Below are 13,019 nucleotides of genomic sequence, written 5' to 3'. Positions count from 1 at the left end.
CATTCATGTTTTTAATGGGTTATGGCCCGCAACTTTTAGCGGGTACCTGGGAAACCATTAAGCTAGCCGTACTATCGCTGATTGTAGCGGTAGTACTGGGCTTAATTGCAGCTACAGCTAAACTGTCTAAAAACACCTTAGCGCGTATGCTGGCTGCCACTTATACCACTTTAATTCGTGGTATTCCTGATCTGGTCTTGCTGCTGCTGCTTTTTTTCAGTATGCAAATCTATCTTAATGAGCTGACCGATGCTTTGCATTTACCGTATATAGACATAGAGCCTTTTTCAGCGGGTGTGCTCACCTTAGGCTTTATCTATGGCGCCTACTTTACGGAAACCTTCCGTGGTGCCTTTATGGCAGTGCCTAGCGGTCAAGCTGAAGCTGCCGTGTCATATGGATTTACCCCATGGCAAGTGTTTAGCCGTATCCAATTTCCACAAATGATGCGCCACGCTCTGCCCGGACTCGGTAATAACTGGCAAGTATTATTGAAAGCCACGGCTTTGGTGTCTTTAATTGGTCTCAATGATTTAGTTAAGGTGGCACAAAATGCAGGCAACGTCACGTTTAAAGTGTTTTTATTCATTAGCATTACGGGGTTGATTTATCTGCTCTTAACCACGGTTTCTAATGGAATCTTATACTTATTAGAAAAACGCTATTCAGTGGGCGTAAGGCAGGCTGAGTTATGAATACCGTACTAGAAGAGTTTTGGCGTGCCTATTTATACACGAGTAACGGTCATCTTTCAGGACTAGCGGTTACGCTCTGGTTATTGGCTGTATCTTTAGCCTTTGGTTTTGTTATTTCTTTATTTATGGCGATTGGCCGTAATTCAGCGCGCTTTTACGTTGCAAAGCCCATTTGGTTTTTTACCTATGTGTTTAGAGGTACGCCCTTATATGTACAAATTCTCTTTATTTATACGGGTTTATACAGCTTAGAAATTATTAAAGACACACCTGCTCTAGCCGCTTTTTTTCAAAGTGGCTTTAACTGTATGGTGCTGGCCTTAGTGTTAAATAATGTAGCTTACACGACGGAGATTTTTGCCGGTGCTATTCGCCAAACACCTATTGGTGACATTGAAGCGGCACGCGCTTATGGCATGAGTAAAGCAACGATGTATAGGCGTATTATTATCCCTTCAGCACTCAGGCGTTCTTTACCCGCATACAGTAATGAGGTGATACTCATGCTGCACGCCACCTCTTTAGCGTTTACTGCCACGGTGCCAGACATCTTAAAAGTAGCACGCGATGCGAATTCAGCCACCTATGAAACCTTTGCTTCTTATGGCATTGCCGCGTTAATTTATTTAGCTATTTCTTTTGTTTTTGTGGGTAGTTGCCGCTTGCTTGAGGCGCGACTACTAACGCCTTTGCAACCTAAGAAAACTCATTAACCTCCCCTCTTCCTCTATTATGTCTACGCCAAAACTTTCTGTACAAAACATCCATAAAAGTTATGATGATCATCACGTTCTTAAAGGCGTGTCATTAGTGGCTAATAGAGGGGATGTAATTTCTATTATTGGTTCTAGTGGCTCAGGAAAAAGCACCTTTTTACGCTGCATTAACTTTCTAGAGCTGCCTAATCAAGGCAAAATCCAAGTGGATGAACTCATAGTTGAAGCTATTGCAGACGCCACAGGCAAAGCCAAAATATCAGACTTGCAAACTTTACGCGCCATGCGTACTCGTTTAGCTATGGTGTTTCAGCACTTCAATTTATGGGGGCATATGACAGTGCTCGCGAATGTGATGGAAGCCCCTGTTCATGTATTGAAAATTAACCGTAAAGAAGCCCAAGAACGTGCTGAATATTACTTAGAAAAAGTGGGGCTACCTCTAAAGTCTTATAAACAGTATCCCACGCACTTATCAGGGGGCCAGCAACAACGAGTAGCCATTGCCCGAGCCTTGGCCATGGAGCCAGAAGTCATGCTATTTGACGAGCCCACCTCAGCCTTAGACCCGGAGCTAGTAGGCGATGTGCTACGGGTGATGCAACAGCTAGCCGAAGAAGGCCGCACCATGTTAGTAGTAACCCATGAAATGGGATTTGCGCGTAACCTAAGCTCTGAGGTGGTGTTTTTGCATCAAGGTATTATTGAAGAGCAAGGCGCTCCTGCCGAAGTCTTAGATAACCCACAAAGCCTGCGGTTGCAGCAATTTTTATCTGGTAATTTAAAATAAGTAGATAAAAAAAGCCTGCAAATTTGCAGGCTTTTTTTATCACACGATACGATTAATTAATTATCACTACGTGACTGCTTACGGCGCTCGTGCTCTTTAAGATAACGCTTGCGTAGACGAATAGACTTAGGAGTGATTTCTACTAATTCATCATCGGCAATAAAATCAATGGCGTACTCTAAAGTTAAACGTACCGGCGGCACTAAATCAATGTGCTCATCCTTACCTGAAGCACGTACGTTAGTCATTTTCTTTTCTCGGATAGGATTAACAATTAAATCCGTATCACGGCTATGAATACCAATGATCATACCTTCATAAACTGGATCATTAGGCTTAACAAACATGCGGCCACGCTCTTGCAGCTTCCAGATGGAATACGCCACCGCCTCCCCATCATCTTGACTAATTAGCACTCCATTACGGCGCTCACCTACCATGCCTTCACGCATGGGACGGTACTCGTCATAAATATGGCTCATTAACCCCGTACCGCGTGTAAGCGTCATGAATTCACTTTGGAAACCAATCAAACCACGCGCAGGAATACGGTACTCTAAACGTGTGCGACCTTTACCATCCGGCTGCATATCGAGTAAATCGCCACGACGACGACCTAGCTCTTCCATAATGCCACCCTGATGGCTATCTTCTACGTCTACGGTGAGTAACTCGTAAGGCTCCATCTTCACGCCATTCTCTTCCCGTATTAATACACGTGGACGAGACACTGCTAGCTCATAACCTTCACGACGCATGTTTTCAATCAAAATGGTTAAGTGCAACTCACCACGACCACACACCTCAAAGGACGTGTCTTCGCCGGTATCATTGACTCGTAAAGCCACGTTTGATTTCAGCTCTAAGTCTAAGCGATCACGAATTTGACGACTGGTAATAAACTTGCCTTCCCGTCCAGCTAAAGGTGATGAGTTAACAATGAAATTCATGGTTAAGGTAGGCTCATCAATACGCAATAAAGGCAGCGCTTCAATGTGGTTAGGATCAGTCAATGTGCAACCAATACCAATCTCTTCAATACCATTAATCAAGACGATATCACCGGCTACGGCTTCATCTACCGTTTGGCGATCTACACCTTTAAAGGTTTGCACTTGATTAATACGGCCTTTGAACTGCTCGCCTTCTGGGCCAAATTTCACTACGACCTCTTGGCCGGCTTTGACTCTACCGCGGTTGACACGGCCTACGCCAATCTTACCTACGTAAGAGTTGTAATCCAAGGAACAAATTTGCAACTGCAAAGGCCCTTCGGCATCGTCTTCACGCTGTGGTACATGCTCTAAAATGGCTTCAAATAACGGACGCATGGTGCCTTCACGTATATCGGCGTTATCACCCGCATAACCAGAAAGACCAGAGGCATACACAATAGGAAAGTCCAACTGCTCGTCAGTGGCACCTAATTTATCGAATAGATCAAAGGTTTCGTTAATGGCATAATCAGGTCTGGCACCATTGCGGTCAATTTTGTTGACCACTACGATGGGACGTAAACCTAGTTCTAACGCCTTACGAGTCACGAAACGGGTTTGAGGCATGGGACCTTCAACCGCATCCACCAAAAGCAACACCCCATCAACCATAGACAGCACACGTTCTACCTCACCACCGAAGTCAGCGTGGCCGGGCGTGTCAATAATGTTGATGTGAGTACCTTCAAATTCAGCGGCACAGTTTTTAGCTAAAATTGTAATACCACGTTCTTTTTCAATATCCCCGGAATCCATCACACGGTCAGAGACATGCTCATTAGCGCGAAAAGTACCGGATTGTTTTAAAAGCTGATCCACTAAAGTGGTTTTACCATGGTCTACGTGGGCAATAATTGCCACATTGCGCAAGGCGCGAGTCATAATGCTTCCTTCTTGAGGTTGACTGGCTGTAATCCGGCCGGCAGATCTGACAGCGCGATGAGCGTTTGTTCCGGCTCAGACAGGTTCTGTAAAGCTTCAAGCTCTATAGATGAGTTTAAAGTAAAGGGCCCTACTTGAGTGCGCCGTAATGCCGTCAAATGGGCATAACACCCTAAGGCTCGCCCTATGTCTTGGGCTAAGGTACGTATATATGTGCCTTTACTACTCTTTACAAATATACGTAACTCAGTAGGAGTAAATTCAATTAAATCGAGTTGATGAATAGTGACATCACGTGGTGGGCGCTCTAAAACAATACCTTGACGCGCATATTCATACAACGGTTTACCATCACGCTTCAAAGCTGAATGCATAGGAGGGATTTGCTGTATATCTCCTCTAAACTTAGGCAATACTGTCTGCACTTCTGCTTCGGTAACGCCGGTAAAATTTTCAGCTCTAGCTACTACCTCACCGGTTAAATCACCGGCATCGGTTTCTACGCCTAGCTGTAGAGTGGCCTCATAGGCCTTATCTGCGTCAAGTAAGAGATTTGAAATTTTGGTGGCTTTACCAAAACAACACACCAGAAGCCCGGTAGCAAAAGGATCTAAGGTGCCTGTATGTCCTGCTTTACGGGCGTCCATAGCACGTTTTGCACGCTGTAATGCGTGATTACTAGAGAGTCCGGCGGGCTTATCTAACAGCAATACACCGTCCAACAAGCGCCCCCGTTGTCGTCGGCTTGCCATAATCAATATTCCTAAAAAGTTCTACAGATGATAGCAGCCAACTAGGACTGCTCGTCTGGATCATCGGGCTCAAGTGCAGCTTTCTCGTGATAAGGGCGGTTTGCCTCTTCGATCAGCTTATTCATCGCCATGCCACGTACTACGTGGTCATCATAAAAGAAGCGCAAAGTGGGTACGGTATGTATGTGCAATACCTTAAACAATTGCGAATACAACCAGCCTGCTTTGGCATTAAGAATTTCCGTTGCTACCTCAGGCTCTGCGCCTAAGACAGTAAAATGGACTTTAGCGTGGGCATAATCTGCAGACAGGTCTACACCGGTAAGGGTGATTAGACCTGCTGTAGATACATCTATTTCACGCTGTATGAGCTCAGCCAAATCTTTTTGGATTTGGTCAGCTAAGCGGACATTACGCCCGCTTACAGGTTTATTTTTACGTCTTGCCATAAAAATTATAAAGTACGCGCAATTTCTTTGATTTCGAAGATCTCGAGCTGATCGCCCTCTTCAATATCATTATTGCCACGTAAAGTAATACCACAATCAAAGCCTTGACGTACTTCACGTACATCATCTTTAAAGCGGCGTAAAGAGTCTAAGTACCCTGTCCAGATAACCACATTATCTCGTAACAGACGAACTTGCGAATCGCGTTTAACCACGCCTTCTGTAACCATACAACCTGCCACTTTACCGATGCGCGAAATATGGTAGACCTCACGAACCTCAACCATACCAATAATTTCTTCACGCTGCTCGGGTGTGAGCATGCCAGATAAAGCTGCTTTGACTTCATCTACGGCGTCGTAAATCACGTTGTAATAACGGATATCAATACCGTTAATTTCCGCTTGCTTACGAGCAGTGGCTTCGGCGCGCACATTAAAACCTATAACAACTGCATTCGATGCAATAGCTAGGTTAACGTCACTTTCAGAAATACCGCCTACGGCAGCATGAACGACTTGAACTTTCACCTCGTCTGTAGCTAATTGTAGTAAAGAAGACACCAATGCTTCTTGTGAACCTTGTACATCCGTCTTAATAATTAAAGACAAGACCTTAGCTTCACTACTGGCATCTTCAAACAAGGATTCTAAGCGTGCAGCTTGCTGACGTGCTAATTTAACATCGCGGAACTTACCTTGGCGGTAAAGGGCGATTTCACGTGCTTTACGCTCATCAGCCATCGCTACAAGCTCATCACCTGCTGCAGGGACTTCTGTTAGACCTTGAATTTCTACAGGTGTGGACGGGCCGGCTTTGGCTAAGTTTTTGCCTAGCTCGTTTGTCATTGCACGCACTCGACCAAAACTCGCACCCACTAAGACCGTATCACCACGGTTTAAAGTACCACTTTGTACCAGCACAGTGGCCACTGGGCCACGACCCCGGTCTAAGCGTGCTTCAATAACCGTACCACGTGCAGGTGTGTTTACGGCAGCCGACAACTCTAGCATTTCAGACTGTAGCAACACATGCTCAAGTAAATCATCAATGCCTTCACCGGTGCGTGCTGAAACGCCAACAAATGGCACGTCACCCCCATACTCTTCTGGAATGACAGACTCAGCGACTAGCTCTTGCTTTACACGATCTAGATTGGCTTCAGGCTTATCCATCTTGGTGATCGCAACCACTAGAGGAACCTCCGCAGCCTTAGCGTGGTGAATGGCTTCACGTGTTTGAGGCATCACACCATCATCAGAAGCTACAACTAAAATGACTACGTCTGTGGATTTAGTTCCACGTGCACGCATGGCTGTAAACGCTTCGTGACCAGGTGTGTCTAAGAAAGTGATATTACCACGCTCTGATTTGACGTTATAAGCACCAATGTGTTGGGTAATGCCACCGGCTTCACCATCGGCGATTTTAGCGCGACGAATGTAGTCAAGTAATGAGGTTTTACCGTGATCAACATGACCCATTACCGTTACTACAGGACAGCGTGGTGCCTCTTCGATTTCACCCACAAACACATCCTCTAGGAATGATTCGGGATCGTCTAGCTTAGCAGCTACTGCAATATGTCCCATCTCTTCCACGAGAATCATGGCGGTGTCTTGATCTAACACTTGGTTAATCGTCACCATTTGACCTAGTTGCATTAAATGTTTAATCACTTCAGTGGCCTTAATCGCCATTTTATGAGCTAAGTCTGCAACGGTTATGGTTTCAGGCACGGGGATTTCACGTGCAATAAACTCGGGCTGCTGAGGCGGCTGCTGTTGCTGTTGACGCTGATCCTCATCTCTACCACGACGACCGCGACGGCCACCTCGTGCAGGAGCGCGCCATGCGTCTTTAGTGCTGCCTGCGGAGGCTACATCCGCTTTAGACGTCTTACGACGACCTTCTCGGCTACTGTCAGTAGTCTTGACAGCTGCTTTTTTAGAATCTGCCGATTTGGTCGCTTTCTTAGAAGCGGCTTTAGTGGCTTTCTTAGCGGCCTTTTCTGGCTCTGCTGCGCGTAACACTTTACGCGGACGGCTAAGCATTTCACTAATAGCTGCAGCTTCAGCAGCAGCAGCTTTGCGCGCACGCGCACGCTCTAATTCGGCTTCTGGATTATCCGCAGCCTCAGAGGTGGGATGGCGATCCGAAGTTTTAGTGGCCACTGCAGGCGTTTTTGCTGCAGGGCGGGGTTTAGTTGATGCGGCGGCACGACCTTTAGCAGGCGGCTCAGTGCGCGCAGGGCTTGTTTTTTTGGCGGTTTTTTTCTCGTCTACCACGTTATCCTGTTTTTTCATCTGTTCTGCCACGGCAGGCTTTACCTCATCAGCCTTTTCTACAGAATCAGGCTGTTTGTTAACGGTAGTCTGCTTAGCTGGAGCCGATTTCTCAGGCTGGTTTTTAGCCTTCTCGGTATGAGTAGCAGACTGCTTTGTTTGATCGGCACCTACAGACTCAGTCTTTTGAGCTGCCGGTGTTGGTGTTGGTTTAGGAGCAGGAACTGGTTCAGCCTTTGGTTTTTCTACTACAGGCTCGGTTGGTTTCTCTGCTGCTTTAGCTGTTTTAATTGCTTTAGTAGCAACGGCCGGTTTGTCTGAGTCTTTAGGTGCAGACTTAACCGCTTTTTTCACTGCGGCTTGTTCTGCCTGTGCTTTTTCAGCCTCTGCCAATAACTCAGCCGTATCACGCTTCACATAAGTGCGACGCCTAACCGTTTCAACCGGAATTGTGCGGGAGCGCCCTGAACTATCCGCCTGACGAATTTCAGACGTTTTTCTGCGCGTTAAGGTGATTTTATCCCCTCGAACAGCTTCCATCAATTTATTTTTATCTGCGTCCGTAATCGTGTCTTTAATAGACTTGACCTGAACCCCTGCACTCTGCAACTGTTCAAGAACGGACTCAGGGGAGCTTTGTAATTCTTGGGCGTACTTTTCAACTGTGTTACTAGGCATTCGACTCTCTCTTTAACGACTTATTCTAATAAATATGACCCCGGTCGCCGCACATACGCGCAGCGACGGCGCAATAGCGGCTTATTCATCGAACCAATGGGCTCGGGCACGCATAATCATTGCGCTCGCCTCTTCGCTATTTAACCCAACCATTTCTGCCAACTCATCCGTGGCCAATTCAGCCAAATCGTCTAAGGTGACAATGTCTTGTGCCGCCAAGGCAGCTAAGATATCGGGGGTCATGCCTTCTATTTCTTGTAGATCTTGTGCTACAGATTGTACGAGCTTGTCTTTAGCTATGGCTTCCGATAGCAACGCATTACGAGCTCGGGTACGTAGCTCATTTACTAAGTCTTCGTCAAAGGCCTCAATGTCTAACAACTCTTGCAACGGCACATAGGCAACTTCTTCTAGACCGGTAAACCCTTCGTCTATCAATAAATCAGCCACATCTTCACCTACATCTAAACGCTGTACAAACAGATCAGATAAGGCTTGACGCTCTTCGGCTTGACGATCTTGGTTTTGCTCTGGAGTCATGATGTTAATCTGCCAACCCGTGAGCTCGGAGGCTAGACGCACATTTTGACCTCTAGAACCAATGGCTTTAGGTAGATTTTCTTCATCTACTACTACATCCATCGCGTGTTTGTCTTCATCAACTAATATAGACTGCACATGCGCTGGTGCTAGCGCACCAATCACAAATTCAGCCGCATCCTCAGACCACAACACGATATCAACTTGCTCACCACCTAACTCATTACGTACAGCGGTAACCCGTGAGCCCCGCATCCCTACACAAGTACCTATAGGGTCGATGCGTTGATCATAGGCAATAACGGCTATTTTTGCTCTGGCACCCGCATCACGAGCAGCAGCCTTAATCTCTAATAGGCCTTGCTCTATTTCAGGCACCTCATTTTCAAACAATTCTTTAATGAATTCCGGAGCAGTGCGCGATAAAAACACCTGTTGGCCACGAGCGGATCTATCAACTTTTTGTACCCATGCTCGTACACGATCACCCATACGGATATTTTCTTTGGGGATCATTTCACTACGCGGTAAACGGGCTTCAATTTTACCCATTTCAATGATGGCGTCCCCTCTATCTATACGTTTTACCGTACCCGATACGATGGTCTCACCACGATCTAAGAAATCATTTAACACCTGCTCGCGCTCAGCGTCACGGATGCGTTGTAAGATAGCTTGTTTAGCGGTTTGAGCCCCAATACGACCAAACTCGATGGATTCTAATGGCTCTTCCATGTAATCACCCACTTCAATATCGGGAGCATACTCTAGCGCATCGGAATACATTTCTTGTTTATCAGGCTCTTGTAAGCCTTCTTCATCGGCTACCACTACCCAACGACGAAAACTTTCGTATTCGCCTGTAGTGCGGTCTATTTCAACCCGAATATCCACATCTTCCTCAAAGCGCCTTTTCATAGCGGACGCTAAGGCCCCTTCTAGGGCTCCGAATACGACATCTGGCTCTACGCCTTTTTCACGCGCCAGTGCATCGACTAGCAAAAGAATTTCGCGACTCATCGCTTTCTACCCTTGAAATCAAGAATGGGATCTAATTTGGCACGGTCCACATCTTCAAATGTGAATGTTAAGTCCTGTACCTGTCCCGATGGCTGTTCTAGCTCTAACACGAACTCAGTATCTACGGTAGCCTCTTCGGGCTGCATATTTTCTGGCGCATATAAAAGCCCTCTAAATACCTTTTGGTTTTCTATTGGCTCATATAAGCGCAATTCAATGCGCGAGCCACTGAAACGTACAAAATCGGCTAATCGCTTCAAAGGGCGATCCACACCGGGAGAGGCAACTTCGAGGCGATTATAGTCAATGTCTTCGACTTCGAAGACACGAGATAGCTGTTTAGAGACTTGCTCACAGTGATCAATAGTAACACCACCGGGATAGTCAATAACAACCCGCAACAACCCTTTAGGCGCACGTTCCACATCGACAAGTTCGATATCTGTGCCTAAAAGAGTTTCTTGAGTTAATGCGAAAATATCTGTCATAAAATCCAAAAAAAATGGGCTGTATGCCAGCCCACTGCTACTGTATCAATGGTGCTATATATAACAACACTGACCAGTTCATTGCTAAACGATGCCCTCAGAGCTAACGGCATACCACACTTACTTATAAAGTATAAACTTATAATAATACGTTTATATACCGTACTAAGCACTACATTCTAACAGTAAACCAGCCATGTCGTCTACATTAACAACTAACGGCCACCACGTCGCCCTACTCTGGCCAACTTAGACTCATGCGCACCGGCACCCGGCTGTCTATCTTCAGAGCGATGATTATTGTTAGCGCGTGTGGTTTTTTTTGCAGCATGTTTTCGTGCACCGCCGCCTTGTCTACGCAAAGCATTGGGCCCTACATTTTTACGAGCCCCACTTCTACCACGTTTAGGTCTACTTTCATCACGCCCGGCATTGGGATGGCCATTCGCTAAACCTCCACTCACTAAGAGCCCTGTACCTGTAGAATCACCAACCAACATAGGCTGATGAGCAGCAGGTGCACCCCTATGCATAGGACGACGCGCGGGACGATCAGAAGCTCTGTAACCCGGAGGCAAAGCACTGTCATGGGTCAATGGCTGCTGCGAACGACGGCGCCCATCACGCTGCTGACCTCTAGCCTCAGAGCCATCAGCACGTAACAAACCTAAACGCACCATTAACGCTGTGGCCATTTCCGAAGAAAGCTCTTCCCAGCGCCCACGACGCAAGTTACTAGGAAGTACGACCTCACCAAAACGAGTACGAATCAAACGGCTCACCGTTAACCCCATGGCTTCAATCATACGACGCACCTCACGGTTACGCCCTTCATTGATAGTCACTCTATACCAACGGTTACTCCCCTCGCCACCTACAAACTCAATGGAACCGAACTGCGCCATGCCATCTTCCAGCTTAATGCCATCTGTTAGCTGCTTCATTTGCTCAGCGCTGAGTTCTCCTAGTATACGAACAGCATACTCACGCTCTGCGCCATACCGAGGATGCATAAAGCGGTTTGCTAAATCACCTGAATTGGTAAATATAAGTAGGCCTTCCGTGTTTAAATCTAGACGCCCTACTGAAAGCCACTTACCCATTCTGATCTTAGGCAATCGTGAAAACACAGTCTCGCGCCCTTCTGGGTCATTGTGGCTAACGATTTCACCCGCTGGTTTGTGATAAATAATAATACGAGGAGGTCTATCGGCATCAGGACGCTGAATAACACGACCATTAACGCGAACCACATCCTCAGCGCCCACACGTTGCCCTATATGTGCAGGCTCACTATTAACAGAAACGCGACCTGATATGATCAACTCCTCCATATCACGTCTAGACCCTATTCCGGCATCAGCCAATACTTTATGGAGCTTAGGCTTAACCGCATCAGAGCTCAAAAATCGACCTAAACGCTGCGAGGTTTGCTCTGTATTAGCTAAAAAGGAAAGCCCTAACTCTGTATCGTCTTTTTGACGATCTGCACGAGGTCTAGAGCGTGCATTTTTATGCGGCCTACGCTCTGGCTGGACTGCTGCTTGTTGTTTTTCGTTTTCTGCAACAGGCATGAAGGGGGCTGGCCCACGCGATCTGCGCGCTTTATTATTTTGTACGGCATCCCCGCGGCGACGTCTAAATGGAGTGCGTAATTTACGCCCTTTGGTTTTAGCTGCCGTGGGTGCAGCCGCCGACTGCGCATCAGAAGCTGGCTGTTTTTTGTCAGTCATTGGACTAAGAAACTCCTATTTTTTACATTTTTCTGCTATATCCACACCTATATGTGAGGTGGGTGCATTTTAAGTAGTAGGCTTTTGTGAGACAGAGGATGCTAATTGAGAGTCCTCTAAATATTGCTCTTGCAGCGTATCTAATTCAGGTAAATCTTGTATAGAGCGCAAGGCAAGATCATCTAAAAACATTTTTGTTGTACCTAATAAGGCCGGACGCCCAGGGGCATCTCTATAACCTAGGGTTTCAATCCAGCCACGATCTTCTAAGGTACGTATAATTTGAGTAGATACGCTGACTCCGCGTATGTCTTCGATATCGCCACGAGTAACAGGCTGACGCCAAGCTATGATGGCTAGTGTCTCTAATGTGGCTCTAGAATAGCGTGTTGGCTTTTCGCTTTGCAAGCGTAACAAATAAGGCTGCAAGTGAGGGCGACTCTGGAAGCGCCAGCCATCGGCAAGCTCCACTAGCTCTAAACCCCGATCGTGCCAACTTTGCGCCAAAACGGCTAAATGATGCTTTATTATATCTGTAGTTAACTCAGTTGGGGCAAAAGCTTTGCGTAATTGTTGTATAGACAACGGCCGATCTGCACACAACAGTAAAGCCTCTAAAGTATGTTGTAACTCATTTTCATTCATTTTGGCCAGCACCCCAAGCATTTTCAGTGATTTTTAAGCATCTTTTGATATATGCCTTGCATTTTCTTTTCATATAGCCTATTATAACCTTTCTGACGCGGGATGGAGCAGCATGGTAGCTCGTCGGGCTCATAACCCGAAGGTCGTTGGTTCAAATCCAGCTCCCGCAACCAAATTTAAAAGCCTCGAATAGTAATTGAACTGACCCCCAATAGTTGAACGGTTTAATTTACTGGGTAGTTAAGGACTGAATTCGGTATTGCACCGGACTCAGTCCTTTTAGTTTTAGTTTAATCCGTTCGTGATTGTAATAGTAAATATACTCATCAATTGCTTTTTTAAGCTGCTCTA

Annotated in this window: 12 protein-coding genes and 1 tRNA gene; 4 read left to right on the top strand and 9 right to left on the bottom strand. The window is 46.3% G+C overall.

What is annotated here, in order from left to right; genetic code table 11:
* The first annotated feature begins 5 nt into the window (after positions 1 to 5).
* From AC2UZJ_RS10815 to AC2UZJ_RS10805, 3 genes are read left to right on the top strand one after another with little or no spacing between them, the layout of a single operon-like run.
* Positions 6 to 695: an ABC transporter permease gene (locus tag AC2UZJ_RS10815; protein WP_486950166.1), complete on the top strand. Its 690-nt coding sequence runs from the start codon at positions 6 to 8 to the stop codon at positions 693 to 695.
* On the top strand, positions 692 to 1,408 hold the full coding sequence (gene hisM, locus AC2UZJ_RS10810; protein WP_486950165.1) for a histidine ABC transporter permease HisM: 717 nt from the start codon (positions 692 to 694) through the stop codon (positions 1,406 to 1,408). The genes AC2UZJ_RS10815 and hisM overlap by 4 nt, the downstream gene beginning before the upstream one ends.
* Positions 1,409 to 1,427: 19 nt before the next feature.
* Positions 1,428 to 2,201 (top strand): ABC transporter ATP-binding protein, encoded by a 774-nt coding sequence (locus AC2UZJ_RS10805; protein WP_486950164.1) that lies wholly within the window; start codon positions 1,428 to 1,430, stop codon positions 2,199 to 2,201.
* Between the two features lie 56 nt (positions 2,202 to 2,257).
* Here AC2UZJ_RS10805 and typA read toward each other — a convergent pair whose 3' ends face one another.
* The 8 genes from typA to scpB all read right to left on the bottom strand — a co-directional run bounded on the left by typA (position 2,258) and on the right by scpB (position 12,668).
* Entirely contained in the window at positions 2,258 to 4,078 is a 1,821-nt protein-coding gene (gene typA / locus AC2UZJ_RS10800; RefSeq protein ID WP_486950163.1) for a translational GTPase TypA, read from the bottom strand.
* Positions 4,075 to 4,830: a tRNA pseudouridine(55) synthase TruB gene (gene truB / locus AC2UZJ_RS10795; RefSeq protein ID WP_486950162.1), complete on the bottom strand. Its 756-nt coding sequence runs from the start codon at positions 4,828 to 4,830 to the stop codon at positions 4,075 to 4,077. The genes typA and truB overlap by 4 nt, the downstream gene beginning before the upstream one ends.
* Positions 4,831 to 4,871: 41 nt before the next feature.
* Positions 4,872 to 5,279, bottom strand: a complete 408-nt coding sequence (rbfA, locus tag AC2UZJ_RS10790; RefSeq protein WP_486950161.1) for a 30S ribosome-binding factor RbfA — start codon at positions 5,277 to 5,279, stop codon at positions 4,872 to 4,874.
* 5 nt (positions 5,280 to 5,284) lie between these two features.
* Positions 5,285 to 8,242, bottom strand: coding sequence for a translation initiation factor IF-2 (gene infB, locus AC2UZJ_RS10785; RefSeq protein WP_486950160.1), 2,958 nt, complete (start codon positions 8,240 to 8,242; stop codon positions 5,285 to 5,287).
* An 81-nt stretch (positions 8,243 to 8,323) separates the two neighbouring features.
* Entirely contained in the window at positions 8,324 to 9,802 is a 1,479-nt protein-coding gene (gene nusA, locus AC2UZJ_RS10780) for a transcription termination factor NusA (RefSeq protein ID WP_486950159.1), read from the bottom strand.
* Complete coding sequence (gene rimP, locus AC2UZJ_RS10775) at positions 9,799 to 10,290, bottom strand: ribosome maturation factor RimP (RefSeq protein WP_486950158.1); 492 nt, start codon at positions 10,288 to 10,290, stop codon at positions 9,799 to 9,801. The genes nusA and rimP overlap by 4 nt, the downstream gene beginning before the upstream one ends.
* Positions 10,291 to 10,505: 215 nt before the next feature.
* Entirely contained in the window at positions 10,506 to 12,023 is a 1,518-nt protein-coding gene (locus AC2UZJ_RS10770) for a pseudouridine synthase (protein WP_486950157.1), read from the bottom strand.
* A 69-nt stretch (positions 12,024 to 12,092) separates the two neighbouring features.
* A complete protein-coding gene (scpB, locus tag AC2UZJ_RS10765) occupies positions 12,093 to 12,668 on the bottom strand; it encodes an SMC-Scp complex subunit ScpB (protein WP_486950156.1) in 576 nt (191 codons plus the stop codon).
* Positions 12,669 to 12,764: 96 nt separating this feature from the next.
* Here scpB and AC2UZJ_RS10760 point away from each other — a divergent pair.
* Positions 12,765 to 12,841: transfer RNA gene (locus tag AC2UZJ_RS10760), tRNA-Met, on the top strand.
* A 56-nt stretch (positions 12,842 to 12,897) separates the two neighbouring features.
* Here AC2UZJ_RS10760 and AC2UZJ_RS10755 read toward each other — a convergent pair.
* Positions 12,898 to 13,019: IS3 family transposase (locus AC2UZJ_RS10755; RefSeq protein WP_486950214.1), on the bottom strand; the 122-nt coding region annotated here is incomplete at its 5' end.

The organism is Paenalcaligenes sp. DL 309, from assembly GCF_057475285.1.
The sequence above is the reverse complement of the archived record's forward strand: the minus strand, read 5'-3'. Positions and strand labels throughout refer to the sequence as shown.

What these genes read in the sequence shown, in the direction of transcription:
- AC2UZJ_RS10805 (WP_486950164.1), top strand. Translation starts at nt 1,428, where the DNA reads ATGTCTACGCCAAAACTTTCTGTACAAAACATCCATAAAAGTTATGAT.
- rbfA (WP_486950161.1), bottom strand. Translation starts at nt 5,279, where the DNA reads ATGGCAAGACGTAAAAATAAACCTGTAAGCGGGCGTAATGTCCGCTTA.
- truB (WP_486950162.1), bottom strand. Translation starts at nt 4,830, where the DNA reads ATGGCAAGCCGACGACAACGGGGGCGCTTGTTGGACGGTGTATTGCTG.
- typA (WP_486950163.1), bottom strand. Translation starts at nt 4,078, where the DNA reads ATGACTCGCGCCTTGCGCAATGTGGCAATTATTGCCCACGTAGACCAT.
- hisM (WP_486950165.1), top strand. Translation starts at nt 692, where the DNA reads ATGAATACCGTACTAGAAGAGTTTTGGCGTGCCTATTTATACACGAGT.
- infB (WP_486950160.1), bottom strand. Translation starts at nt 8,242, where the DNA reads ATGCCTAGTAACACAGTTGAAAAGTACGCCCAAGAATTACAAAGCTCC.
- nusA (WP_486950159.1), bottom strand. Translation starts at nt 9,802, where the DNA reads ATGAGTCGCGAAATTCTTTTGCTAGTCGATGCACTGGCGCGTGAAAAA.
- rimP (WP_486950158.1), bottom strand. Translation starts at nt 10,290, where the DNA reads ATGACAGATATTTTCGCATTAACTCAAGAAACTCTTTTAGGCACAGAT.
- AC2UZJ_RS10815 (WP_486950166.1), top strand. Translation starts at nt 6, where the DNA reads ATGTTTTTAATGGGTTATGGCCCGCAACTTTTAGCGGGTACCTGGGAA.
- AC2UZJ_RS10770 (WP_486950157.1), bottom strand. Translation starts at nt 12,023, where the DNA reads ATGACTGACAAAAAACAGCCAGCTTCTGATGCGCAGTCGGCGGCTGCA.
- scpB (WP_486950156.1), bottom strand. Translation starts at nt 12,668, where the DNA reads ATGAATGAAAATGAGTTACAACATACTTTAGAGGCTTTACTGTTGTGT.